The organism is Snodgrassella gandavensis, from assembly GCF_914768025.1.
GTDB classification, from domain to species: Bacteria; Pseudomonadota; Gammaproteobacteria; order Burkholderiales; family Neisseriaceae; genus Snodgrassella; species Snodgrassella gandavensis.
The window spans coordinates 34,059-59,848 of sequence record NZ_CAJZCE010000006.1; the positions used below are offsets into that span (position 1 = coordinate 34,059).

At 45.8% G+C, this 25,790-nt stretch carries 18 protein-coding genes; 8 read left to right on the forward strand and 10 right to left on the reverse strand.

Features of this window, described 5'->3' with window-relative positions; genetic code table 11:
* The first annotated feature begins 41 nt into the window (after positions 1 to 41).
* The 4 genes from MJ764_RS06070 to MJ764_RS06085 all read left to right on the forward strand — a co-directional run bounded on the left by MJ764_RS06070 (position 42) and on the right by MJ764_RS06085 (position 4,608).
* Positions 42 to 974 (forward strand): LysR family transcriptional regulator, encoded by a 933-nt coding sequence (locus MJ764_RS06070; RefSeq protein ID WP_239325566.1) that lies wholly within the window; start codon positions 42 to 44, stop codon positions 972 to 974.
* A 39-nt stretch (positions 975 to 1,013) separates the two neighbouring features.
* Positions 1,014 to 1,790: a 2-keto-4-pentenoate hydratase gene (locus MJ764_RS06075; protein WP_239325568.1), complete on the forward strand. Its 777-nt coding sequence runs from the start codon at positions 1,014 to 1,016 to the stop codon at positions 1,788 to 1,790.
* A gap of 125 nt (positions 1,791 to 1,915) precedes the next feature.
* Positions 1,916 to 4,135 (forward strand): UvrD-helicase domain-containing protein, encoded by a 2,220-nt coding sequence (locus MJ764_RS06080; protein WP_239325569.1) that lies wholly within the window; start codon positions 1,916 to 1,918, stop codon positions 4,133 to 4,135.
* A gap of 53 nt (positions 4,136 to 4,188) precedes the next feature.
* A complete protein-coding gene (locus MJ764_RS06085) occupies positions 4,189 to 4,608 on the forward strand; it encodes an HIT family protein (protein WP_239325571.1) in 420 nt (139 codons plus the stop codon).
* Between the two features lie 536 nt (positions 4,609 to 5,144).
* On the opposite strand, the gene dnaJ is transcribed toward MJ764_RS06085, so the two are convergent.
* Together dnaJ and MJ764_RS06095 are read right to left on the reverse strand one after the other, a co-directional pair.
* Positions 5,145 to 6,254 (reverse strand): molecular chaperone DnaJ, encoded by a 1,110-nt coding sequence (dnaJ, locus tag MJ764_RS06090; RefSeq protein ID WP_239325572.1) that lies wholly within the window; start codon positions 6,252 to 6,254, stop codon positions 5,145 to 5,147.
* 292 nt (positions 6,255 to 6,546) lie between these two features.
* Positions 6,547 to 8,421 (reverse strand): ribonuclease catalytic domain-containing protein, encoded by a 1,875-nt coding sequence (locus MJ764_RS06095; RefSeq protein WP_239325574.1) that lies wholly within the window; start codon positions 8,419 to 8,421, stop codon positions 6,547 to 6,549.
* A 929-nt stretch (positions 8,422 to 9,350) separates the two neighbouring features.
* Between MJ764_RS06095 and MJ764_RS06100 the strand changes: the two genes are divergently transcribed.
* Positions 9,351 to 9,578, forward strand: coding sequence for an exodeoxyribonuclease VII small subunit (locus MJ764_RS06100; RefSeq protein ID WP_100091087.1), 228 nt, complete (start codon positions 9,351 to 9,353; stop codon positions 9,576 to 9,578).
* Positions 9,562 to 10,458 (forward strand): polyprenyl synthetase family protein, encoded by an 897-nt coding sequence (locus tag MJ764_RS06105; protein ID WP_239325576.1) that lies wholly within the window; start codon positions 9,562 to 9,564, stop codon positions 10,456 to 10,458. The genes MJ764_RS06100 and MJ764_RS06105 overlap by 17 nt, the downstream gene beginning before the upstream one ends.
* A 104-nt stretch (positions 10,459 to 10,562) precedes the next feature.
* Here the strand turns inward: MJ764_RS06105 and MJ764_RS06110 are convergent, their stop codons facing one another.
* Positions 10,563 to 11,132 carry an L-threonylcarbamoyladenylate synthase gene (locus tag MJ764_RS06110; protein WP_239325578.1) on the reverse strand — a complete coding sequence of 190 codons (570 nt, stop codon included), beginning with the start codon at positions 11,130 to 11,132 and terminating at the stop codon, positions 10,563 to 10,565.
* A 99-nt stretch (positions 11,133 to 11,231) separates the two neighbouring features.
* Between MJ764_RS06110 and MJ764_RS06115 the strand changes: the two genes are divergently transcribed.
* On the forward strand, positions 11,232 to 12,005 hold the full coding sequence (locus tag MJ764_RS06115) for a HesA/MoeB/ThiF family protein (protein ID WP_239325580.1): 774 nt from the start codon (positions 11,232 to 11,234) through the stop codon (positions 12,003 to 12,005).
* Positions 12,006 to 12,028: 23 nt separating this feature from the next.
* Here MJ764_RS06115 and MJ764_RS06120 read toward each other — a convergent pair whose 3' ends face one another.
* From MJ764_RS06120 to tsaA, 7 genes are all read right to left on the reverse strand, one after another.
* Positions 12,029 to 13,228, reverse strand: coding sequence for a CynX/NimT family MFS transporter (locus MJ764_RS06120; protein ID WP_239325582.1), 1,200 nt, complete (start codon positions 13,226 to 13,228; stop codon positions 12,029 to 12,031).
* A gap of 56 nt (positions 13,229 to 13,284) precedes the next feature.
* A complete protein-coding gene (locus MJ764_RS06125) occupies positions 13,285 to 14,154 on the reverse strand; it encodes a patatin-like phospholipase family protein (protein ID WP_239325584.1) in 870 nt (289 codons plus the stop codon).
* A gap of 139 nt (positions 14,155 to 14,293) precedes the next feature.
* Positions 14,294 to 14,443 carry a hypothetical protein gene (locus tag MJ764_RS06130; protein WP_174827964.1) on the reverse strand — a complete coding sequence of 50 codons (150 nt, stop codon included), beginning with the start codon at positions 14,441 to 14,443 and terminating at the stop codon, positions 14,294 to 14,296.
* Positions 14,444 to 14,914: 471 nt separating this feature from the next.
* Positions 14,915 to 20,815 carry an ESPR-type extended signal peptide-containing protein gene (locus MJ764_RS06135; protein WP_239325586.1) on the reverse strand — a complete coding sequence of 1,967 codons (5,901 nt, stop codon included), beginning with the start codon at positions 20,813 to 20,815 and terminating at the stop codon, positions 14,915 to 14,917.
* An 826-nt stretch (positions 20,816 to 21,641) separates the two neighbouring features.
* A complete protein-coding gene (locus MJ764_RS06140) occupies positions 21,642 to 22,001 on the reverse strand; it encodes a hypothetical protein (RefSeq protein WP_239325588.1) in 360 nt (119 codons plus the stop codon).
* A gap of 115 nt (positions 22,002 to 22,116) precedes the next feature.
* Positions 22,117 to 23,034 (reverse strand): UDP-3-O-acyl-N-acetylglucosamine deacetylase, encoded by a 918-nt coding sequence (gene lpxC, locus MJ764_RS06145; RefSeq protein ID WP_239325590.1) that lies wholly within the window; start codon positions 23,032 to 23,034, stop codon positions 22,117 to 22,119.
* A 301-nt stretch (positions 23,035 to 23,335) separates the two neighbouring features.
* Positions 23,336 to 24,055 carry a tRNA (N6-threonylcarbamoyladenosine(37)-N6)-methyltransferase TrmO gene (tsaA, locus tag MJ764_RS06150; protein WP_239325592.1) on the reverse strand — a complete coding sequence of 240 codons (720 nt, stop codon included), beginning with the start codon at positions 24,053 to 24,055 and terminating at the stop codon, positions 23,336 to 23,338.
* A gap of 984 nt (positions 24,056 to 25,039) precedes the next feature.
* On the opposite strand from tsaA, the gene MJ764_RS06155 reads away from it, so the two are divergent.
* Positions 25,040 to 25,789, forward strand: a complete 750-nt coding sequence (locus tag MJ764_RS06155) for an electron transfer flavoprotein subunit beta/FixA family protein (RefSeq protein WP_239325594.1) — start codon at positions 25,040 to 25,042, stop codon at positions 25,787 to 25,789.
* Position 25,790: the final 1 nt, after the last annotated feature.

Here is a 25,790-nt window from a genome sequence, read left to right on the forward strand (position 1 = left end):
ACTTGTGTTTGTAGTTAAAATGCTAATCAAGGGTGGAAAACATGGAGTCGATTATTGAACTGCGTCATTTACGCACTTTGCTGGCTCTGGAAGAAACCGGTAGTGTCTCAATGGCTGCCAAGCGGGTTTTTTTGACCCAGTCTGCGCTGTCACATCAGATTCGTGTTCTGGAACAATTTTATGGCACTCCGCTGTTTGAGCGTAAATCCAACCCAATTCACTTTACACCGGTTGGGGTGCGTCTGTTGCAACTGGCACGTGAAATTACGCCACTGGTAACGGTAGCCGAGCTGGATATGGCGCAGATTATTGAGGGGGAAGCAGGGGAGCTGCGTGTAGCGGTGGAATGTCACACCTGTTTTGACTGGCTGATGCCTGCTATGGATGCTTTCCGGCCACTGTGGCCGAAAGTGGAGCTGGATATTGTGTCCGGCTTTCAGGCAGACCCAGTGGGGCTGTTGCTGACTCATCGGGCTGATCTGGCGATTGTGTCTGAATATGCACCACAGCCGGGTATTATTTTTCAACCGCTGTTTGCCTATGAAATGGTGGGTATTTGTGCCAAGGATCATCCACTGGCTGCTAAAAGCGTATGGCAGGCACAGGATTTTGTGGATGAAACACTTATCACTTATCCGGTACCAGACGATATGCTGGATTTACTGCGCAAGGTATTAAAACCAGCAGGTGTGCAGCCCGCGCGGCGCAACAGTGAGTTAACCATTGCCATTATCCAACTGGTATCAAGCCGGCGTGGTATTGCTGCCTTGCCTTACTGGACGGTAATGCCCTATCTGGAAAAGGGCTATGTGGTCGCGCGGCAGATTGGCGATATACCGCTGCAAAGTGAGCTATATGCAGCCATACGTGAATCTGACGGTAATAAAAGCTATCTGGATAATTTCTGCCAAATTGTACGCGAGCGCAGTTTTGCTGATTTACCGGGGCTCAGCCCGCTCAGTACACCAGATTAATCTGTACTGGGGATTCTGATCGGTACAACAAGGAGCAGGATGGATTATCAGAAACTGGCTGCATCTTTGCTACAGGCGTATGAACAACAGCAGCCATTAAGCATGCTCAACTATACCGAAAGTGTGCGTGATATAAATGATGCCTATCAGATACAGCATATGTTTACTGCTGGCAAGACTACGCCTTTGGGCGGCTATAAAATTTCTCTAACCAATAAAATTACCCAAATGCTGCTCCGCATGGACGAACCATTGTATGGGCAGCTAGAACATCGCCAGATATTGCGTGCACCGGCCACGCTGTCACTGGCACAGATGAATGCGCCACTGATTGAAGCCGAGCTGGGTTTTATTGCCAAAACTGATTTAAGCTACGGTATAAGCGACGCAGATTTGTTAAAGCGTGTCTGGGTAACCGGCTGTATGGAAATTCCCGACTCTCGCTTTGCACACTGGTTTCCGGCGCTGAATAAATATCTGATTGTAGCTGATGGTGCAGTAGGTGGTTATATTGTCTACGGTGACCATATTGACGGCCATGATTTACAGGTAGATGAACTGAGCGATATTCAGGTTGAGCTTACTCTGGATAACCAGACAGTGATCACTGCTCAGGCCAGTGCGGTGATGGGCAATCCACTGTATGCTTTGCAATGGTTGCTGAAAAAGCTGGCTGAGCATGGCCTGAGTTTACATGCAGGCGAGGTAGTATCTTCCGGTGCCTTTTTTCTGACCCATAAGCTGGTGGCGGGGGAATACAGTGCTCATTTTACTGGCGCCATCAACCAGAGTTTAACCCTGCATGTATTGCCCTGATTTGGCTTAGCGCGCTCAAACAGCAGAGTAAGCGTTATTATTCAGTTATTTAAATATTCACACCCTAGGCTATAGGCATATTTTTCACAGCGCTTTTTCGGCCTTAATCAGCTACAATAAGCACTATGGAAATTTTATCTTCTGCTGGCCTGCTGGCCGGCCTTAATAGTGAACAATTATCAGCCGTAACTTGGCCTGCGCAACCTGCGCTGGTGCTAGCAGGGGCTGGAAGTGGTAAAACCCGAGTTTTAACCACCCGTATTGCCTGGTTGTTGCAGACTGGTCAGGCCAGTGTACACAGCATTCTGGCCGTGACCTTTACCAATAAAGCGGCCAAGGAAATGCAATTGCGCCTGAGTGCGCTATTGCCATTTTCAGTACGCGCAATGTGGCTGGGTACTTTTCATGGCCTGTGCCATCGCTTTTTGCGCCTGCACTATCAGGAAGCCGGCTTGCCGAAAACATTCCAGATACTTGATATTGGCGACCAACTGGCTGTAGTAAAGCGTTTGCTCAAACAACTGAATATTGCCGATGAAGTAATTGCACCGCGCAGTTTGCAGGGATTTATTAATGCGCAAAAAGAAAATGGCCTGCGTGCTTCCCGTTTGACGGCACACGACCCGCATCAACGGCTGATGATTGAATGCTATGCTGCTTACGATAGCCTGTGCCAGAATGAAGGTGTGGTGGATTTTGCTGAGCTGATGTTGCGCAGTTATGAAATTCTGCAAAGCAATGAAGTACTGCGCAGCCATTACCAAAATCGTTTTAATCATGTTCTGATTGATGAATTTCAGGATACAAACAAATTACAGTATGCCTGGTTGAAACTGCTTGCCGGAGAACACGCAGCAGTTTTTGCCGTCGGTGACGATGACCAGAGTATTTACCGCTTTCGCGGCGCCGAAGTCGCGAATATGACGCGTTTTTTACACGAATTCGGTGTAAGCGAACCCATCCGGCTGGAACAGAATTACCGTTCCGTAGGCAATATCCTTACCGCAGCCAATGCCGTGATTGCACATAATGCCAGCCGTCTGGGCAAAAATCTGCACACAGAAGCGGGTAGCGGTGAAAAAATCCGCGTGCTGCAGGCAATCAATGATATAGAAGAAGCCCAGTTTGTGGTTGATGAAGTCAAGGCTTTACACCGTGAAGGGCTGGATTACATGCAGATGGCGGTGCTTTATCGCAGTAATGCTCAATCCCGCGTGCTGGAACAGGCGCTATTTCGTGCCGGCATACCCTATAAAATTTACGGCGGTTTACGCTTTTATGAGCGTCAGGAAATCAAGCATGCACTGGCTTATCTGCGGCTGGCGGTCAATCCCAATGATGATAATGCATTATTGCGGGTAATCAATGTACCCGCACGCGGTATCGGCGCACGCAGCATTGAAAATATACAGGCGGCAGCCAATGAAACCAGTATTTCGCTGTGGCAGGCCGCCACCAGTCTGGCCGCCAAGAACAGTAAAATTGCCGCTTTTGTGCACCTGATTGAAAATTTGCAGGCACAGGCTGCGCAAGTTTCCCTGCCGGAGCTGATGGCCGCAGCCATTTATGATAGTGGCCTGATGGAATATTACCGCACCCAGAAAGGTGAGCAGCAGGAGCGTATCAATAATCTGGAAGAATTACTGAATGCTGCCGTGGCATTCAAACCACAGGAATCCGGTTTTGATATTGAGCCAGAATATGATGAAAACGATCCGTTATTCGCCGTACTGTCCTTTTTAAGTACAGCCTCACTGGAAGCAGGTGAGCATCAGGCCGGGCAGGGCGAAGATGCCTTGCAGTTAATGACAGTGCATGCGGCCAAAGGGCTGGAATTCGATGGTGTATTTCTCACGGGTCTGGAAGAAGGTTTGTTCCCGAGTGAATACAGCATGGCAGAGCGGGACGGGCTGGAAGAAGAACGCCGCCTGATGTATGTAGCCATTACCAGAGCACGCAAACGCCTGTATTTAACTATGGCGGAACAGCGCCTGTTACACGGGCAAACTCACTTTGCCTTGCCGTCACGCTTTGTGGATGAAATACCTGAGGTAGTGCTGCAATATCTGTCAGCACATAAAAACGCTCTGGTAAGCAGACAACAGACGACACAGCGCACCAATCCGTTTCACAGTCGCAGCAAACTGGCAGAAACACCAGCCAGTACTGATTTTGACGGGTTCCAGCTCGGACAGAATGTTCACCATGAACGTTTTGGTACTGGCGTGATTATAGACGCTACCCACAAGGCTGAAGGCGCACGTCTGACTATTAATTTCGGCAAACAGGGGATTAAAGAGCTGGATACCGTATTTGCCAAAAGCAAGCTAACCATTATTTCTTAAACCGTTGCTCAGGCAACAGCTAGTAAGCAAACAGGCCTGAGAGGAGACAGACAATGCAACAATATGACCGTAACAATATATTTGCGCGAATTATCCGCGGCGAAATTCCCTGCCATAAAGTCTATGAAGACGCACAGACACTGGCCTTTATGGACGTGATGCCACAGGCACGTGGCCACGTGCTGGTGATTCCGAAATGCGAAGCAGTCGAGTTAACCGATATGCCGCAAGACTATCTTGTTGCGGTATTCAGTGCAGCCAAGAAAATCATTGGTGCACAACGTAAAGTTTTACACCGCGATGGTGTTGTGCAGTTACAGCTATCTGGTGAGCAGGCTGGCCAATCTGTATTTCATTATCATATCCATTTAATTCCCGGCCATATTCATGAATTGGGAAAACACGAAAGCGTGGCTGCTGATCAGGCAGAACTGGCACAACTGGCGGCACAATTACGCACCGAGCTGGCCTGAGCTACCAGTTTGATTGATAATTTATCCACAGCTTTATCCACAGATAAGCAACAAAATAAACAGCACCATCTACGCTATATCCATTGTTTTATAAGGGATTAAGCATACATGCTGAATTTTATTCAGCCAAACACATTAAATTTGTCCACAATAAATTATCCATTGTGCCAAACCATTCACATCGCTCCTGTACCACTCGGGTAGAGGAGCGATAATTTATTTCCCAAGCGATATCGGGCTAGCCCATCAGTAGATTGCAGCTTAAATAGCTTTGCTATTTCATACCAGCCACATTCTGCGTATTTAGCAAACTTTAAACAGTCCAAACTTCGACTTACCCTTTTCCTCAACAATAAAGCGACAAACCATCCTCTGTGGCCAGCACCATCAAGCTTGAGCATTAAACTGCTTATGTCTTTTTGTGCATAACAAAATCCCGCTGATTATCTACAATCAGCGGGACTTACACCGCATCACCAGCATTAATAATTCACATATCAGGAATAAACACACCTGAACTATTGTGTTTTAATTGCTTATTCAAACAGGTCGCGCAGCTTATCCATGAAAGATTTCTGGCGCGGCGTTTGCGACCGATCCATACCAGTAGAGATTTTCTCAAACTCTTCCAGCAGTTCGCGCTGACGCTCGGTCAGATTCACCGGAGTTTCCACCACAATGTGACAATATAAATCGCCTACCGCAGCCGAACGCACGGATTTAATTCCTTTACCCCGCACGCGCATGCGGCGGCCGGTCTGCGTTTCTTTCGGAATATTCAGTTTTACCTTACCATCCAGCGTTGGCACTTCAACCTCACCGCCAAGTGCTGCTGTGGTAAAGCTGATGGGCAATTCACAGTGCAAATCCATGCCGTCACGCTCAAATACCTGATGCGGACGTACATTCACCATCACATACAAATCACCGGCCGGTGCACCATGCTTACCCGGCTCACCTTCACCACTCAGCCGGATACGCTGGCCATCATCAATGCCGGCCGGAATGGAAACCTCAACTGTCTTGCGTGTTTTTACCAGCCCTTCGCCGTGGCATTTAACACACGGGTCTTTAATCTGCTTGCCACTGCCGCGACAGGTAGGACAGGTTTGCTGCAACTGGAAAATGGCCTGCCGTACATGCACCACCCCGCTACCGCCACACATGCTACAGGTAGTAGCAGAAGTACCTGCCTTGGCACCACTGCCATGACAGACATCACATTCTTCATGCGTAGGAATAGTGATTTTTTTCTTGATACCGCGAGCCGCTTCTTCCAGACTGATTTCCACATGATACTGTAAATCAGCCCCCTGATGATTCTGCTGCCGTCCGCCAGCACTGCCACCAAACATCTGGCTGAAAATATCGCCAAAATCAAAACCGCCGGAAAAACCACCGCCACCAGCACCCATATTGCCATCTACGCCGGCGTGGCCAAACTGATCATACGCAGCACGTTTTTGCGCATCAGACAATACTTCATAAGCACGCTGTATTTCCTTGAATTTCTCTTCAGCGCCCTTATCGCCCTGATTACGGTCGGGATGGTATTTCATGGCCAGCTTACGATAAGCTTTTTTGATTTCCTCATCCCCTGCAGTACGGGTTACACCCAGCACTTCATAAAAATCTACTTCAGTCATAATTTTATTCCAAATGTTTGCAGGCAACCTGTTCCTGTACAGCAGGCTGCCTGAAAAGCAAAACCGGATAATAGAAATGCAACCCATATATGGGCTGCATGTATAAAAACAAGGTTTTAAGCGAAACTTATTTCTAAATGTAGCAACACGGGCAATCGGCCAACTTACTTATACACAGACAAACAACACAAAGGATACAACAGGATATTTATCCGGCCAGCAAAACAACGCATCAAATTCTGACCAGCCAGCCGCCAATCATAAAATCTTGCTTAATAATTCACCCACACAATCAGACACCGGCAACCGGCACCAGAACATTGACATAGTTGAGTCCGACATTTACCTGCTCCAGATCAATTCCAGTTATCGCTACCTTCATCTGGCATTTGGGCAGAGCATCAATTGGCACGCCAGTGACACGGCTAACCAGAGGCAGCCCCTCAATGCGAACCAAATCATCACGTATTAACTGGGCAGTCAGTTCCTGCAATTGTTCCTGCTGGATATATATCAGGCTCCAGTACGCTTCCATATGACGCTGGAAATCATTATAAGCAGCATAAGCCGATTCAAAATCGCGCAGCACCGCAAACAGCATGGCATCCTGTGGTTCAAAGCGGGATGGGGCGTCCGGATCAAGTAAACTGATTAATTGCTTCTGATTAATATAATCAGTAGCACGCCGTAATGGGGAAGTAAACCAGGCATAATGTTTCAGCCCCAAACCAATATGTGGCTCAGACTGGGTACTCATACGCACCCTGCCAGTTGGCTGCACCCGGAACAGACCAGCCATACCCGCCTCATCCAGCATGCGCGCCCAAGTACTGTTGGCAAAAATCATCAGTTCACTGACCAGCGTATCAATCGGGGCACCACGTTCCCGTACACTGATGCGTACTTTATTCTCGGTTTCCAGCTTAATCCCGTAATCGTATTGAGGTAAACGTTCCGGGTCATATTTACCCCGTGCCTGCATTCTGGCTATGGCAAAATCATACAACCAGTTCATTTCATGCTGATGAGCAAAAACTTCGGTATCACCGCGCGTGTGCTGGGGCTGAAATGCCTGCTCAATATTTTCAATGCGTAAATTACAGTCTATATAAACCGATTCAATCCGCGATTCACACTGCACAATCTCAAACTGCGGATTAACTTCAGCATACAGACTGACTGCCGGCCGTGCAGCTCCTTCATCTAGACTGAAAGCAGCTATCCAATTATCCGGCAGCATCGTGATTTTGCCACCGGGATAATATACCGTACTCTGGCGTTCAAATATCAGTTTTTCCAGCGGAGATTCAGCAGTAATGGCCAGAGCAGGAGCGGCAATATGAATACCAACCAGTTTGTTACCATTGGGCAAATCACGCACGCTAAACGCATCATCCACCTCATTGGTGTCAATATCATCAATAGAAAATGCCTGCACTGCTGTATCAGCAGCAGACAGGTTGTGGATAATCGGCACAGCATAATCGCCACAGTCCACACCCTTAGGAAACTGGGTCAGTAAAAAACCATCAAGAAAATACTCAGGCAGGGGCGGCACAGCGCCAACACTCTGGAGCAGGGCAAAGCGTGATGTTTTTTTCTGTTCAGCAGCTTTTATCACCGCCTTGTAACTCTGGCTCTGTTTGTCTGGCGCATGCAGAATCATCTTAGCATCAGCAGCAATGGCGGCAGGCAGACTGCCAGCCAGCAACTCCTGTATCCAGCTATTCATTTGCGCTTCCTGCTGTTTGCGCCGTTCAATCGCCGCCAGAGCCTGCTGTAAGGTCTCTGCCGGTGCAGCCTTAAATACCCCTTTATTTTTCTTGTAAAAATACATAGGTGCTGCATACAGAGCCATTAATGTGGCTGCCAGCTCAACATTCCCGCTGTTGCTGCCAAAATATTCCGTAGCTGCACTGGCTGCGGTAAATTCAGCCTCACTACCCACCGCTTCCCACAGTAGGCTGATATCAATACCGGCGGCAGCATCGGCGGCCTGCTGTAAAAACTGCGCAGCATCGCTATCAAATGCCAGAAACACATGATTGGCCTTGATTTTTGCCCGTTTACCGTGCTGCGTATTAACCAGAAAAGTAGCATCATTTTCCTGTACCACCTCCGCTACTTTAAACTGACCTGACTCCTCATAAAAAATATGTTTACCCATAACGCCTACTTAAACCAAAGAAACTACCCAAGTAACCTGTAAAAAAGATTGAAAAACCACCCATTATTTCGATAATAAACAAATTTACAGCATTTCAAATTTTACACTGGAACTACCATTGTGCATCCATACAGCCATGCCAGTACAAATAGTTCACCATTACTTCCCCTCTGGTTTTCCTGTTCTCCATATATCAAGTATTAAAACATACACATTAAATAATTCCATGTTTTAATTTTTTAATAAAACTATCACTCAAAGTTAGCACAATATAATTATGCTTTAAACAATATTATGCTTTAAAACCAGATAAATAAACAGTAAAAACTCTTCTTATCTGATACTATTCATAATAGTAAACAAAAATTTATACAATGCCAAACAAATAATCAACCAAACATCATCAATAAAATGACTACGTACACAAGCAGATATGCCCGCAATCCAGACCATCGGGCTAAATTTATGCTTTTAACATAATTCGTAAAAACCAAATTTTACCCGCTTTTATCGATCAGGCCTGATGATAGTTCTACCAGCATCAGATCCGCAATCAGCATTTGAAAATTAATTACATTTAAATAAAATTCAATATTACAATAGTATTTATAACAAAACTATTAATATTCAAAAAAACAAAATATTAATTAAGTAAAATAAATAACTTAAACAAATAAAGCTTTTAAAGAAAACATCTGTGTCAACTTAGTTATACACCCAAAAACCATTAACAAAAGTATCATTAGAATTCCTAATGTTTATACTCATTCATCTAGACACCAGCTCCATTTTCTCAGTAACAGTCTGATAACATACCAGCCAGCAGCTTACCAGAACCGGGAAGCTACCGTTTCATCTCACAGATATCCACAGCAACAGCAGCGACGCCAGTGTTACAATAGCCATCAATTCGCGTAAAGAGCCACGATATGAAGAAAATAACGCCCAAAAGCTATGAAGAAGCCATCCAGCAACTGGAAAAAATTACCGAATCCATGCAAAACAACGACTTGCCTTTAGAAGAATCACTGGCAGCCTATGAATATGGTCAGGAACTGGTGCAATACTGCCAGCAGAAACTGGCTGAAGTAGAACAAAAACTACAGCTACTGGATCACGGTGAATTAAAGGAGCTGAAACTTGAAGCAGAGGAGTGATTTTACCGGCTGGCAGAAACAGGCACAAACACACACCGAACAAACCTTAACCCGGCTATTACCACCAGCCACACAGCTTCCCGCCCCACTGATTGAAGCCATGCGCTATGCCACACTGGATGGCGGCAAACGTTTGCGCCCGATGCTGGTACTGGCTGCGGCCGAGCTGGGCACTGCCACTACAGAAGCAGTGGATTATGCTCTAGCCGCAGTCGAATGCATTCATATTTATTCGCTCGTGCACGACGACATGCCGGAAATGGATAACGACAGCCTGCGTCACGGCAAAGCGGCCTGCCACATACAATACACACCGGCAACAGCCTTACTGGTTGGCGACGCCCTGCAAAGCATGGCTTTCAGCCTGCTGAGCCGGCCAACCAGTCTCGAAGCCACACGCCAGCTACGCATGATACAGACACTGGCACAGGCCGCTGGCTGTACTGGCATGGCTGGCGGACAGGCCATTGATCTGGCTCATGTGGGTCTCAGCCTGAACCAAACCGAACTTGAGCACATGCACCAGTTGAAAACCAGTGCCCTGATTCGGGCAGCCGTCACACTGGGCGGTCTTTGCTGTCAGGACATCGACCAGCAGGCACTGACAGCACTCGACAGCTATGCCACCCATCTGGGGCTGGCCTTTCAGGTTATTGATGATGTACTGGATTATGAGCAGGATAGTGACATCTTGGGCAAAACCGCCGGTAAAGACGCTCAGGCCAACAAACCCACCTACGTTAGCCTGATGGGACTGGCTACAGCACGCCAGTATGCCGAAAATCTGGTACAAAAAGCCATTGATGCGCTGGCTGATTTTGACCAGCGTGCAACTCATCTGCGCGCGCTCGCCCAATTTGTTGTTGCCCGCAATCATTAAAGTCGCACCCTGCGTGACATGAACAACCATAGCAGTAGCAATGCCCATTCTGCTGTTGCAGCTACCGGCACAGATATTCAGCTATCAGCCGGTAGCCGGAATAACTAACGCAGCCGCTTACCAGATACCCAGTCAATAATCTGGCTGGGTTGTTTGCGCCCGCCAGTGCGCCCACCCACAATCATCACCTGACGTCCAAACTGGCGTCTGACTTCTCGTTCTGTACCACAGGCTTTTTTGCCGGCTCGATTACATGAAGTCGACACCAGCGCCGTACCGACAGCGCGGCACAAAAAGCGCGCAGTGGCCAGATCAGGAATGCGTACCGCCAGCGTTTGCCGGCCACGCCCGCGCAACACTGGCAACACCCGCTGCCGTACCGGTAACAGCAAGGTTTTAGGAGCCGGCCACTGCTGACTGATGGCCGCCACGTCGGTGGCAGACAATGGTGCCAGCAAAGGTTGCAGTTGCGCCAAATCAGCAGCAATAACAATCAGACCTTTATGTTGCGGCCGTTTCTTCAGCGCAATCAGCTTACGCAGCGCCAGCGCATAATCGGGCAGGCAACCAAGTCCATAACTGCCTTCCGCCGGATAGGCAATCAGACCGCCACGATACAGATGGGCGCGCAGACGATGTAAAAACCGGCCGGCCGGCCGGACAGGATGGCGCATAAATATTCAGAGAAATAAACCAAACTATTATAATAGCAGTGCAGAATCAACCAGACTACTCATGCCCCCAGATACTGCATTCAATCGCCAGAGGCTACCATGATTACTGATGAACAACTATTGCGTTACAGCCGTCATATTTTACTGGATAAACTGGATATTGCCGGACAGGAAGCCATTCTTACCGCACGGGCACTGGTGATTGGTGCCGGCGGTCTGGCACATCCGGCACTCACGTATCTGGTGTCCAGCGGAGTAGGGCACATCACCGTTGTGGATAACGACAGCATCGAAATCAGCAATTTACAACGCCAGTATTGGTTTAATGATCGGGATATTGGTGAGGCAAAAGCCCGTGTATTGTGCCAGCAGCTACAGGCACATCACCCGCAGGCTCAATTACAGCCAGTTGTGGCCAGAGCAGATGCCAGCCTGTTACAACAACTGGTGCAACATGCCGACATTATTCTGGATTGTACCGACAACTTTGCCAGCCGCCGGCTGATTAATCAGGCCTGCTTTAATGCGCGCAAACCACTGGTTTCAGCCTCAGCCTTAGTATTTGCCGGCCAATTGGCCGTATATGATTTCCGTGACGGCCATGGCCCCTGTTATCAGTGTCTGTTTGAAGAAGAAATGAATGATGAAGGCGCCAGTTGTGCCAAAAACGGCGTTTTTGCTCCGTTACTGGGCATAATGGGCGCAGCACAGGCAAGCGAAGCATTGCAGGTAATCGCTGGTATTCATCCTCTCGGCTGCTGGTTACACTGTTTTGACGCTCATCGCTTTCAGTGGCAACGTTTGCAGCTAGCGGCCAATCCGGACTGCCCAGTATGTGGACAAACAGCCTTATCCACAAAACCCTGTGGATAAAGCTGTGGATATCTGTATTATTTCTAAAAATCAGACAGCTTACGATCCTGACCGGCTTTCCAGCCGGATACAGTAATCACCAGTGCGGCAAACAGCATTAACCATAATGCAGGAAACCAAGAATGCATCATATCGTGCAAAGCACCCATTAATACCGGCCCCACCGACGCAAACAGATAACCACAGGTTTGTGCCATTCCGGATAACAGTACTCCCTCAGTAACACTACCGCTGCGCAGACTGAAAAACATCATACTCAGACAGAAAGCCCCACTGATTCCCAGCCCCAGCAGCAGTACCGCTGGTAAATAGCAACTGCGCCACGGCGACATCAGCAATAATACCGACAATATCAACGCCACCCCGCACATCGCACCAATCCAGTGCTGCTGTTTTAATCTGGCTGCATAAATCGGTATCAGCAAATTAGTTGGTACCATCACCAACTGCATCAATCCAAGCCAGCCACCGGCTTCTGTTGCAGACACCCCGGCTTTGGCCACAATCTGCGGCAGCCAGCTAACCGTTGAATAAAATAGAAATGACTGAAACCCCATAAACAGAGTTACCTGCCAGGCCAGCGGATTACGCCACAGATGTATCGTTACCGGCCGCGAACGGACAGCCGCTCTGGGGATGGCATTGGCGGCCTTAAATGGCAGCCACCAGATAACCATTGCCACCAGTGCCGGCAGCACCCAGATTACCAGCGCACCGCGCCAGCCCCACAGATTACCGTGAGCCAGTGGCGCGCTTAAAGCAGAGCCTGCCGCCCCGCCAATATTCATAACCAGTGCATATAATGCCGTAACCAGCCCCATTTTTAATGGAAAATACTGTTTTACCATGCTGGGAATCAGCACATTCCCCACCGCAATGGCACAGCTAAGCAAAGCCGTACCGGTGAGCAGCAGAAACAGTCCCCCACCACAACGCAGCACCAGCCCCAGAGTTAAAACCCACAAAGCAAAAAATATCATTTGCTCCGCGCCCAGCCGCGCTGCCATTCTGGGGATAAAAATAGAAAACAGACCAAATGTCAGCAACGGTACTGTAGTCAGCAGCCCGGCCAGCGTACTGCTAATCTGGAGCTGGAGTTGAATATTCTGCAACAAAGGCCCCACACCAGTCAGAGGCCCACGCAAAACCAAGGCCAGCGCCAGAATCGCCACAAAAAGACTTAGTAGATGCTGTGTTTTCGATACAGCCGAATCTGTTTTCATTACTTCACCAAATTACCGTTACCCTTAATCCTACCGATTAAGACTGAAGAAACCATTTAATTTTGCGGCCATTGCTGCAATAAGGCACGGCCGCATTCCAGACCCGCTGCATAACTATAACGTAAACGACCGGCATCGCGACACAGGCGTCCGGCCATTTTGCTATCATTTGGGGGATTAATTTCAATAATATAGCGACAGTTTTCAGGCTGCCGCATCCATGCCAGCGTAGCATTATAATGTTTTACCCGCTGCCGTAACGCCTGTGCAAATCCACCGGCAGGTAAGCGCCGTGCCAGCAAAGCATCACTCAGGCCACCGTTCTTAATATAATCATACGTACGGGTGCGAATAACCACCACACGGCCGATATTCGGCTGCGACAGCGCCCACTGTACCGGTAAGGCATCTGCCACGCCGCCGTCAAAATAACTTTCACTACCGATTTGTACTGGCTTGCGGATAATAAAAGGAATTGAGCTGGAAGCACGCAACACGTCCAGAAAAGATTCGGGTTGGGCAACAGCATATTGTGGCCGACCACTAACTGCATTACTCAGTACAATGCGGAAATCACGCTGCTGTGCAAACATGCGCTCACAATCCAGCGGATTTTCCTGCTGTACAACCCGCCATAACCAGTCGATATCCATCAGATCACCACCGCGGATAAAGCGTGACCAGCGAATAAATTCCGGCCGGCACGACTGATCCAGCAGAACAGCCAGATTGCGCCCCTCTTGTCCGGCCAGATAGCTGGCAATGGTACTGGCTCCGGAAGACACCCCAACCAGCAAAGTAAATGGATTAAATTCTGCCTGCAAAAAAGCATCAGTAACCCCGCTACTGAATGCAGCGCGCATCCCTCCGCCTTCCACAACCAGCGCAGTCTGCGTTCTGGCTGGTTCCTGCTCAGTATCAGGCATTATTTACCATTTCTACTCTTATGTAATGTTAAATTAATATTATTAAATATATAATACTAGCCGGATTAAATCAATGAAGCTTCCAGCAGGTAGTTTCACCTCAGCGTTCTGCTGCCTGCAAGCACCTAAGCCTGCCCGTTTACACATCTGCCAGTAAAACAATCAGCATACCATTTAAACATACTCCTCTGGCAGCATTATTCTGTCTATCCGGCGAGTAAACACCCACAATAATGACAGCCTGCACCAGATTAGCTGCATTTTTATACAGCCTCCACGGTACAAGCAAAACTGTTCTGCCATAAGTAGTAAAAAATAAAGACAATAGCTTGTATATCGTCACAAGCCCTTTGATTGAAGAAAACCGGCACAGTTAACTGAAAATTTCCAGCGCCACAGTCAGAACAGCCCAGCATATCAAGTAAAAACCGAGCAAAGGCTGTAAACAATTCTGCTGTTATCCAGTTAATAAGATTGTTATCTGGAATACTTATAGCAGACAGGACAGCTATCCCCCACAACCGGCTAAAACAGCAGTCTAGCAGGTAAAAATCAGCCAAGCCGGTTAACTCTTCTCTTCACTAGCCGCAGCAACCCAATATGCTCAAGCCATTAATTCAGCCAGACTACGCAGGTGCAAATTAGCTAAAGCAAATATTTCACACCAAAATCATTCGCACTTTAGCGTATTGCCAAGCCATAAAAAACTTCCGGATTCAGAAGAAATCCGGAAGTTACTTTAGCTATGCAGCAAAATGGTTTAGTTACTGCTCCATTTGAAGCCTACACCACCATTAAAGCCAACTTCTTTGCCGGTGGTGGAAACACCTGCACCCCAGCCAATATTACCGCTATTGCTGATTGCCTTATAGTTGGCACCTACAGCAGTATAGCCACGGTAAGTACCTACACCAACACCAACAGCCTGTTCACCAGCATTCAGAGATGGCAGATAAGCACCGGATAATGCCATGGCCAGAGCAGTACCTGAATAAGCACGACGTTCCGTACGCTGTAAACGTTCATTTACTTTATTCACATACTTATTGATGTTATCAATCTTATTATTAACACCTTTAAGCTGAGCCACATTCACAGCATCTGTGTTTTCACTACCCGCAGCAACGCCGGTTATCTGACGGTATCTTCTATTATCTTCATCACCCACAGATACCGCACCCCAGTCATCCGCACTCTGCGTGGCTTCAATAACTCTTCTCTGCTCGTCGGTTGCCGTTCCCGGTACATATACTTCTTGCTTCTCTCCGCCTTTCCTCTTCGCTTTTGATTCAGCTCCCAGAGCAATACCTCCAGTCGCCATTGCTGCTGCGCCTTTACCCAGCGCTACACCATTTTCCACTGATGCAGTTGCATCAGAACCTATCGCAATGGCCGATTTCTCCCTGGCTTGCGCACTTCCGCCTAGTGCTATCGAATTAGCACTTGATGCAACTGCCCCGGGTTTGTTGTTTGTCGGACCGAAGCGTGCATACATCGTACCATTATTCTGCATATTTTCCAGTACTTTAGCCACATCATTTACTATCTCTTTGCTACCATCTGGCTTAGTAATTTCATAGTCATGCAAAGCAACTTTGTTTTCAGACGGATTGTACGAAGCACCCAGACCTGATGTTATGGAGGAAATTTGGTTGCTCAGTGCAGTCGACAGACTGTTCAGCGCCTCTTGTGAAATACCGCTGTCTGTGGGCAAGTTATCTACTCTTGTAGACAGATTAGCCAGATCGTTTTGCACAGATGACAACTGACCAAAATTGACTGCATCGGTAGTTTCCTGACCAGCCTTCACATTGGTAATCCGCTGTGGGTCACCATTATAGCTGGCATTATAAGCATGCAATGAATTATCCCACTGCAATGCATTTACCTGCAGGCTAGAAATACTGCTACTAATCCCACCTATTTGCAGCACATTGTTTATCGAAGACAAACTGCTTGAAGTAGCGGTAGATAAACTGGCCAGATCACTTTTCACAGTAAACAACTGTCCACCTGTTACTGCATCATGCGAATGCTCACTAATATCGCCATCGGCCACATTAATAATCTTGCCAGGCTCAGAAGCACGAGTGAGGCTGCCTGGTTTGCTGGCATCAAATGCGCCTTCACCTCCATTATACTCACTATTCCATCTCAGGTTGTTCTGGCTGTCCTCTTGCAATTTAGCCACATTGTTGTGCATTTCCACATAACCGGTAGACAGACTTTCTATGCGGGTATTGGTATCGCTCACCAGATTATTCAGACTATCATTTGTTGTACTCAGGCTCTCTAACAGACCTGAGTATCCGCTAGACAGGGAGTTAGTGATGTTAGTGATGTTACCGATTTCAGCAGTCATTGCCGTTGAAACTGCTGTCGACAAACTGTTCACGCTGGATGAGGTAGAGCTGGACAGAGTTGAGAGCTGGCCAAAATTAACCGCATCGGTAGCTTCCTGGCCGGCAGCCACATTGGTAATCCGCTGTGCCACAGCTTCACCATTAATATTATGGCTGGCATCATAAGCCTTCAGCGAATTATTCCACTGCATTGCATTCTGCTGTAATGCCGTCAGGTTCTGATTAGTACTACCCAGACTGTCATTCAGATTGGACGACAGACTGCTCAGACTAGATGAGGTCGCCGTTGACAAGCTGTGCATCTGCATACCGTTGATGGCATCAGTTGAAGTTTCACTGATTGCGCCATTGGCAATACCGGTTAGTTGCTGAGATTTGCCTCCACGGGTTGCATCAAAGGCACCCTCAGTACCACTGTTACTGTTCCATTGCAATGCATTGCCCTGCAATGCAACCACATTGCTCTCAACTGTGTTAAGCTTGTTAGTTACCTTACCCAGATCGCCCATCTGGGCATCGGTAAAGGTTTGCAGACTGGTCGACAGACTGCTCAAACCTGTTGAAGTAGAGCTGGACAGGCTAAAGAGCTGGCTGCCGTTAATGGCATCAGTAGAATCTTCAGCCACAGCACCAGCGCGGACATGAGTAATAAGCTGAGCACTACTACCGCCATGGCCGGCATCATAGGCACCACTACCATTATTTAAGTCTTCATTCCACAACAGTGCATTCTGCTGCAATGACTCAATATTGGCATTGGTACTGATGAAAGACATTGATGTTGACAAACTCAGATCAGCCAGCTTCCTGTTAGTATCGCTCAACTCATTGGTCAAACCGGCCAGACTAGTATCGCTAATGTTCTGCAGTGAACTTGACAACGAATTGAGAGTAGTACTTACACTGCCAGACAAATAGCTAAGCTGGCTATTGGTGGTAAACAACTGGCCACCGGTAACTACATCACTGGATCCGGCAGTTGCATCTCCAGCCTGCACATTGGTAATGCGCTGAGCCTGCCCATTGTGGGTAGCATCATATGCTCCTAGGTCAGCATTCCATAACAATGCATTCTGTTGCAGAGACGAAAGGCTGGAGTGGGTTGCAGCCAGCTTGTTATCAAAAACTGTAGACAGACTGCCTACTGCGTTATCGGCAAAATCATTCAGAGCAGTGGATAGACTATTAATACTAGTTGATGTTGATTGGGAAAGATTATTCAGCTCGGTATTAACTGTGCTGGACAAACTGCTCAAGTTGCTATTGGTGGTAAACAACTGGCCACCAGTAACTACATCACTTGAGGTTGATAATAAATCGGCATCAGCTACATTGGTAATTTTTCCCCGCCCGTCTGTCACACCATGACTGGCATCATAGGCTTGGCCATTCCATTGTAAAGCATCCTGCTGCAAGGTTGTAATATTGCTATTAGCAGTACTCAAACCAGTAGATAAACTTTTGACCCCGTCTGCAGAAATCCCATTTAGCGAAGAAGATAAGCTAGTCAGACTTTCTTGTGTCGCGGTGGAAAGAGTATACAACTGATTACCCGTTGCAACATCGGTTGAGTTGGATGCAAGCTCTGTCTCCAGTACATTGGTAATGCGCTGATTTTCATTTTCATATTTGGCGCTGTATGCCTGATCAGCACTACTCCATTGCAAAGCCGTTTTTTGCAGGGCTGCGATATCGCCGTTGCTGCCATCCACAAGTGAAGACAGGCTGTTGATAATTGATGTGGAAGAATCCTGTAAAGCCGTGCTCAAGCTATGCAAACCGGTTGAAGTTGATGTAGACAATGCGCTCACAGCAGTATTGGTCTCATGTAGCTGCGCACCAATAACCACATCAGAAGAAGTTGCATCTAACGCGCCGCTGGCAACACCGGTAATTTTCCGATCACGAGCATCATATGCACCTTCACCATTATTTAGACTTTGATTCCATAACAGTGCCTGATTTTTTACTTCAGTTATTTTATTGTCATTGTCATCCAGCTTAGCAGTAATTTCAGCCAGGTTGGTTACAGTAGCTGTAGAAAGACTGTATAACTGGCCACCGTTAATCGCATCGGTTGATCCTTGAGCAATACTACCAGCTTCAACATTGGTAATTTTTTGTGGCGCATCATTATGGCTGGCATCATATGCGCCGTTTTTCCACAGCAGGGCATTACTTTGCAGGCTAGCAACATCAGTACTGATATTACTGGCCACTGTAGACAGACTGCCAATATCTGCTATATTTAAATTGTTCATCTGCTCTCGCAGAGTCTGTAGTCCGTCAGAAACTTTGGTGTCTAAAGTGGACAGGCTCACATTAGTTGTATACAGCTGGCCACCATTCACAGCATCTGTGGATGTTGCTGAGCTAATATCCCCAGCAGTAACATTAATAATCTTTGCGGTTTTTGCGCCAGATGCAAGATGAGCTGCATCGTAAGCATTTTCGCCTGCATTCCATTGTAATGCATCTTCTTGCAGATGCTGAATGCTGGTAGAGGTCGACCTTTGTAACTCATCTAAAGCGATTTGAGTATCATTAATGTGTGTATCTACAGAAGTTGAAAGAGAATTCAGCTTATTACTAGTTGAAAGAATACTTGAAGAAGCAGAATTACTTAGCTCAGTTAATTTTTCGTTGACCGTACCTAAACTGGATTCTGCGGAAGTAGACAGAGAAGCAATACTATTTGATGTGGCATTACTTAAACTCTTTAGCTGCGCCACGTTTACAGCATCAGTATCCTGCGTACCTGCTGCCAGTCCGGTAATCTGCCGGGTGTGGCCGTTAGCAGCATCGCCAATAGCCACTGCATTGGCTGTGCTTTTCCAGACGGGTGTTACTGCTGTTTCGGCACTGGCGTCAGGATTAAATCCGGCCGCACCACTCCCTGTAGAAGCCACAGAACCGCTGCCCAGGGCGACACCGCCGTCAACGCTGACCATTGCACCTTCACCCAAGGCCACACCATTAGTGGCGCTAACCTTGGTATTGTTACCCAGTGCCAGACCATTGACAGCACTGACATTAGCACGATTACCCACTATCATGGCACCGCTAGCTTTGGCAGAAACGGTGTTGTGGTTACCCAATATTCTGATATTGTCGGCTTTATCTGTACCTGTTGAATCAGTTTCTATGGTATTGTAATTACCAAATACGCCAGTATTATTAGCTGCGATGGTGCCGTTCTGATTACCGAAAGAATAGCTTCCATCACCTGTTACTATTGTTACACCGGTAGCAGCAGTTTTCTGAGTACCATTATCCTTATCATAGCTAGTAGTTTCAGCAGAGCCGCCAATAGCACCAGATGCCTTGCCGCTAACCTGATTGGCCGAACCAATACTGATACTCTGCTCGCCTGTTGCCTGTGCTGCATTACCGATAGCCACAGCTGAATGCTGTAGAGCCTGCGCCTGTACCCCCAGTGCGACAGTACCATCTGCCTTGGCCTGCGACAGCAGACCAGCTGCCACACTGCCCACTCCATTAGACGAAGCTACCGAACCCAAAGCCACACTGGAAACACCAGTAGCCTCGGCACCAACACCAAAAGCAATCGAAGCACGCCCAGAAGCCAAGGCCGCCGTTCCAATAGCCATCGCGCCACCAGCCAGAGCTGTAGCATTGGTGCCGAAAGCCATTGAATAGTTACCGGTTGTAAAAGAACCACAACCAGAGGCAAAAGAATACACGCCATAAGCTACAGGCATTTTACTTTCAGCTCCGCCAGTTTTTTTCCCCTGCATGGCTGCATTATTAGCATTTGTCGCGTCACTCGTTGTACCGTAGGGATTTTTGCCATCAAAAGCTTGGTTTTTAGCAAATCGTAAATATTCGTCTAGTGCCGTTATTTCAGTACCGGTAATAGTACGGCCAGTAACGCCTCTGCCCTGAACTTCATCTGCACCACAAGTATAAGGAGAACGTGGACTACCATCTGCTGCAAAATCGTTTGCCCCATTAAGAATAATGGAACCATGACTTGCCAGCAAATTTCCCTGCTGGTCTTTGTAGTTGTTTTGATGTGGGCTATTATCACCCACATTACTACCACCAATAATCGCTGCATTGGCAGCATATACATGTGATGACAGTAACGACATATTCAGAAATGAAGCTATAAGACCCAGTTTAAAAAGCGCACCCAATTTGGACTTGCTGCTTACAGAGGCAGCAGCGGGCAAAGAGGAAACGGTATCAGACTTGGTTCTGCTTTTCGCTAATTCGGAAGCTGCTACCCATGTCTGGGTTGTTTCATTCCATATAGCACGATATATTTTATTCAATTGGTTACTCCTGATTAGAAATCATGCTGTCAAACAAAATTCTAGATAACTATATAAAGATATTTAGTTAAATGTTAAATTATTTTAATTTAAATCTTTTGGTAATATAACATAAATATTTGTTTGCATGTATTAAATAAAACCAGATAATAATTACCATCGTTAATAAACAACCTTTTTATACAATTACAAACAATTGAAATATATATGTATTTTAAGATTTGTTTTTTTAGGTTTACGTATATCTATGTTTATTAACCACATTGTTTAGATGTTATTATTGTCTTATTAATGCCACAATTGCCCGCTTAATGACTGTTTATGCTGATAAAAAAAATAATTTACGGGTTGATATATATTTAAATTGCGGCAGGAAATCATTTATTGTTCCGCATGATAATGAAATAATAACACAAATGAATATTTATAGTTTATTTAAAACCAGTCAATACGCTATTAACTATACTTTAAAAACAGCTTTAAATGGACATTATGCTGTCTATACTGTTTATACCTAGGTAATAATAAAATTTACCACAATATAAAAAAGTAGCTGATTTTTACACAATCCAGCTACTTTCAGTATATCTGCCACATGCCGTAAGCCAGACACCTAGCTATTTGTATTGAAGCATATAGAAAATTTTGCCAGTTACTCCGGATCAGAATAATTATTAATTTGTTTAGTCAGGTATTAATTTGCTCTGACCAATATGCAACTCTATTGCCGCATGAGTATACTGCCAAAATAAATAGCATGCCGAGCAGGCCTGTCTGTAAAACAATAAATTTCCGGTTAACTTAATAACAGGTATAGCAAATACCTTTACTGCGCCATCTGCTTTTCAACATCAATGAGCGCACGACGGGATAAAGCCAGATTGGCTCTACTGCTATCAAGTACAGAATACAAAAACAAGCTACCAAATTTTTTCAGCGGCCGGATCAAATGATATTGATGATCAAGAGTAATAAGTATATCGTCAATTTCATCATTCAGCTCCAGCATCTGCATGGTTTTGATTTTTGATCGGATAACTTCGGTACTGCTGGCTGCGGCAATTTCCAGATCAATTTTATCGATAGCACTACCAGCCATCAGCATACCGTTATCATAATCAACCACTGCAGCTGCCAGCGCACCTTCTACATTGAGTAATTGGGCTACAACAGCCTGATAGTTCATTTTTTTATCCCAGAATAGTGAATATAAAGCCAGATGGTATCTATCCGACCATGCTATTTTTGACGGTGTTTGCCATTATAGCATGTTTACACCCAAATAAGACTAAGTTACACCATCAGGCAGCCTGAGGCAGATGATGAAAGGCAGGGGGCAATTGCCGGTTGTGTGGAAAAGTTACCCATTCATATGTTTCAGGCTGAGCCAGTAACTTACGTAACAGTGCATTATTTATTGCATGGCCGGATTTATAGCCTTCAAAAGCACCGATAATCGGATGGCCAAGGGTATAAAGATCACCAATGGCGTCCAGAATCTTATGGCGCACAAATTCATCCGGATAACGCAATCCCTCTGGATTAAGAACATCCACATCGTCAATTACAAGCGCATTACTCAGATTTCCCCCCAGTCCCAGATTATGGCTACGCATCAGCTCTACTTCCTGCATAAAACCGAAAGTCCGTGCCCGCGATATTTCATCCACATAAGACTGGCCAGCAAAATCAATCTGAAAAGTCTGGTTACTGCGATTAAAAACCGGGTGATCAAAAGCTATGGTTAAAGTAACGCGGAAGCCCTCATACGGTGTAAATTTTACCCATTTATCTTCTTCAGCAAGCATCACTGGCTGTTTAATACGTAAAAAACGTTTTTCAGCAGGCTGATCGATAACACCGGCATCCTGTAACAGATAAATAAAAGGCAGGCTCGAACCATCCATAATGGGAATTTCCGGCGCATTCAGTTCTATAAGAATGTTATCAATACCATAGGCTGCAAACGCCGACATAATATGTTCTATGGTACCGACACGAATACCATCTGAAGTGACTATTGTGGAAGACAGACGTGTATCGTTAATTAGTTCCGGCGTCAGCTCCACAATCCTGCTCTGTTCTCCGGCCAGATCAGTACGCCGGAAGCGTATACCACTATCCGATGCCGCCGGATACAGTCCAAGCCGTACCCGTTCACCGGAATGCAACCCCACTCCGGTAACACTGATGCTTTTTGCTAATGTACGCTGCAACATATTCTGCTTCCTGCTTAATCTGATTGCACTATGGTAGCGAATTTCGCCAGTGGAGGTAATGAATTTTGCCAAAAGGTGGATAAATTATCGCTATTAGCCTTCATTACTGCCAGTTATTCACAGTCAGGGAAATTTCCATTAAAGTTATCCACACAATCCACAATCCACTCCCAGAAAAAAACCCGAACTTGCTAATATATAAAAATTTGATTAATATAAACATATTAAGTTTTCCACAGGATGTATGACTTCATCCTTGTCCCCATCCTTTTATTATTTATACTTCTATTTGAATAATAATTTAACACTCCACATGCTTTCTCAGTTCAGTCACCTCTACCGTATTATTTTTAATCTGAAACAGAACATCCCAATCAAACAAATGCATGATAAAAATCTTGTCTGCACGTTGTTGATGTGCTGGTCGTGGATCCTGAGCTAGACTCTGATTAACTAATTGATAATAATTTGAATCTAAAGAAAATAATGTCAGCTGAGCTAAAGCGGCCTGTGACCAGTGCACATTCAGTAACTCACGCTCGTGAGCAAAACTACAGCCCGCATCCGGTTTGGCTTCAACAAAAGGAATATAGGGTTTGATATCAATGACTGGTGTCTGATCCAGAAAATCTACCCCACTTACATGCAAACGAATCTGTTTGCCACATTCAATCTGTTCCAGTTTCACTAGTGATAGCCCAAGATGGTTTGGCCGATGTGGACTGCGGGTAGCAAAAACCCCTTTTTTTTCTTTGCCTCCTAATTTTGGTGGCCTAATCAAAGGTTGCCAGCCATCTTTAACTGTGGCATGAAAAACAAATTGCACCCAGATATATTCGTAATCACTTAATCCACGCACACAATCAGCAGTGAATTCAGCTGATAAATCTATATAAGCTTGTGCTGCGGGTACCAGACCGGGTTGTCGAGCTACGCCAAATTTTTGTTTATATGGAGAATAAATATAGCCAATTGGCTGGATTATCCAATGCTCACTTGATGTTGTGGAAGAATGAGGCATAAAACTGAACACATAATGATTTATCTGAGTAGCAACTATTATAGGATAACAAGTGTATATATATGTATATAAGTTGTGGATAAAGTATTCAGTTTATTGTTTCGTTTCGTATTTAATTTTAGCCACCATTTTCACAGCTTATGACTGCTTAATTGGTAATTTTACTCTTAATCCCTGATATTAAATCAGAATAAATTAATTTCAATATGTTGATAATTTTTAAATTTTTCTTTATCTGCCGGCTATGTTGTGCCAATTTCTGAGCGAAAATTGAGAAACTGGTTACCTGACACAGTGCTTTCAGGCAGTAGTTTCTGCTGGCTAACTTAACAATACATCTGTATTCAATGTCGTTGCTGTTGAGACTGCAAAACAGGCTCAACTCAAACCCATAAATAAACTGATTGTGGATAATTGGCATTACTGGCACATAGATATTGCCATAATGGCTATTATTGTGCAGATACTGCTTCTGCATGACCGTGACACTGAATAACTTAAGGCACAAAACCGGAATGCTGTGTTTGATTACAGTATTATCCACTACTTGTGGATAAGTCTGATAGAGTAGGGGAGGGGTTAATTTTTTGATATATAACTATATTATTTCTCTGTCTGCCGATACTGTCTGCTTTAGCAACAATCTGTTTTATTTCAGCAGCAAAAAATAACACGATGCAGATGCACCATCAATCCTGAGCTAAGCGTTAATCAGCCAGACAGATATAGCTGGCAGAAAATAGGGTTTATCTCTATTGATTGGTTTATTGCTGAACTGTGGATATATTGGATGAAGAGTAGTAAGAATAGTATCCATACCGGTGTGTTAAATATTATCCACAGGCTGATCCTGTCAGCAGAATGATATTATTGGCTGATTATCGGCAGTTTAATTGTACTTATGTTACTATATCCGGTTAGTTAACAATTATGGTAACAATTGAATCATATTAATTAGCTGATTTTCTGTATTAGGTGGTTCGGATGAAAGTATTGGTAGCGGTAAAACGTGTTGTTGATTACAACGTTAAAGTACGCGTAAAAGCAGATGAATCTGATGTGGATATTGGCAATGTAAAAATGTCGATGAATCCGTTTGACGAAATAGCAGTGGAAGAAGCTGTGCGTTTAAAAGAAGCGGGCAAGGCTACTGAAGTGGTTGTGGTATCGCTCGGGGTAAAACAATGTGAAGAAACCCTGCGCACTGCTCTGGCCATGGGCGCTGATCGTGCCATTCATGTAGAAACGGATGAAAAGCTTCAGCCATTGGCTGTGGCCAAGCTGCTCAAAGCCGTGGCCGATCTGGAGCAGCCGCAGTTATTATTGCTGGGCAAACAGGCAATTGATGATGATGCCAATCAGACTGCACAAATGCTTTCAGCTCTGATGCAGCTTGCTCAGGGGACTTTCGCCAGCAAAATAGAATTGGCTAACGATGAAATACTGCTTACGCGGGAAATTGATGGCGGGCAGGAACGGCTGGCACTGACCTTGCCTGCGGTGATTAGTGTTGACTTACGTTTGAATGAACCACGTTATATCAAGCTACCTAATATCATGCAGGCAAAAAAGAAACCGCTGGAGAAAAAAACAGTAGCTGAGCTGGGCGTGGATATCAGGCCGCGGCTGGTGCAGCTGAAAGTGACCGAACCTGAAGCCCGTGCGGCTGGTATTGTGGTGCAAAATGTAGCTGAACTGGTGGACAGATTGCATAACGAAGCTAAAGTGTTTTAAA

Bases quoted from the DNA above. Each gene is read 5' to 3' on its own strand.
- tsaA (WP_239325592.1), bottom strand. From the start codon at position 24,055: ATGCCTCATTCTTCCACAACATCAAGTGAGCATTGGATAATCCAGCCA.
- lpxC (WP_239325590.1), bottom strand. From the start codon at position 23,034: ATGTTGCAGCGTACATTAGCAAAAAGCATCAGTGTTACCGGAGTGGGG.
- MJ764_RS06115 (WP_239325580.1), top strand. From the start codon at position 11,232: ATGATTACTGATGAACAACTATTGCGTTACAGCCGTCATATTTTACTG.
- MJ764_RS06080 (WP_239325569.1), top strand. From the start codon at position 1,916: ATGGAAATTTTATCTTCTGCTGGCCTGCTGGCCGGCCTTAATAGTGAA.
- MJ764_RS06110 (WP_239325578.1), bottom strand. From the start codon at position 11,132: ATGCGCCATCCTGTCCGGCCGGCCGGCCGGTTTTTACATCGTCTGCGC.
- dnaJ (WP_239325572.1), bottom strand. From the start codon at position 6,254: ATGACTGAAGTAGATTTTTATGAAGTGCTGGGTGTAACCCGTACTGCA.
- MJ764_RS06100 (WP_100091087.1), top strand. From the start codon at position 9,351: ATGAAGAAAATAACGCCCAAAAGCTATGAAGAAGCCATCCAGCAACTG.
- MJ764_RS06085 (WP_239325571.1), top strand. From the start codon at position 4,189: ATGCAACAATATGACCGTAACAATATATTTGCGCGAATTATCCGCGGC.
- MJ764_RS06125 (WP_239325584.1), bottom strand. From the start codon at position 14,154: ATGCCTGATACTGAGCAGGAACCAGCCAGAACGCAGACTGCGCTGGTT.
- MJ764_RS06075 (WP_239325568.1), top strand. From the start codon at position 1,014: ATGGATTATCAGAAACTGGCTGCATCTTTGCTACAGGCGTATGAACAA.
- MJ764_RS06155 (WP_239325594.1), top strand. From the start codon at position 25,040: ATGAAAGTATTGGTAGCGGTAAAACGTGTTGTTGATTACAACGTTAAA.
- MJ764_RS06095 (WP_239325574.1), bottom strand. From the start codon at position 8,421: ATGGGTAAACATATTTTTTATGAGGAGTCAGGTCAGTTTAAAGTAGCG.
- MJ764_RS06070 (WP_239325566.1), top strand. From the start codon at position 42: ATGGAGTCGATTATTGAACTGCGTCATTTACGCACTTTGCTGGCTCTG.
- MJ764_RS06120 (WP_239325582.1), bottom strand. From the start codon at position 13,228: ATGAAAACAGATTCGGCTGTATCGAAAACACAGCATCTACTAAGTCTT.
- MJ764_RS06140 (WP_239325588.1), bottom strand. From the start codon at position 22,001: ATGAACTATCAGGCTGTTGTAGCCCAATTACTCAATGTAGAAGGTGCG.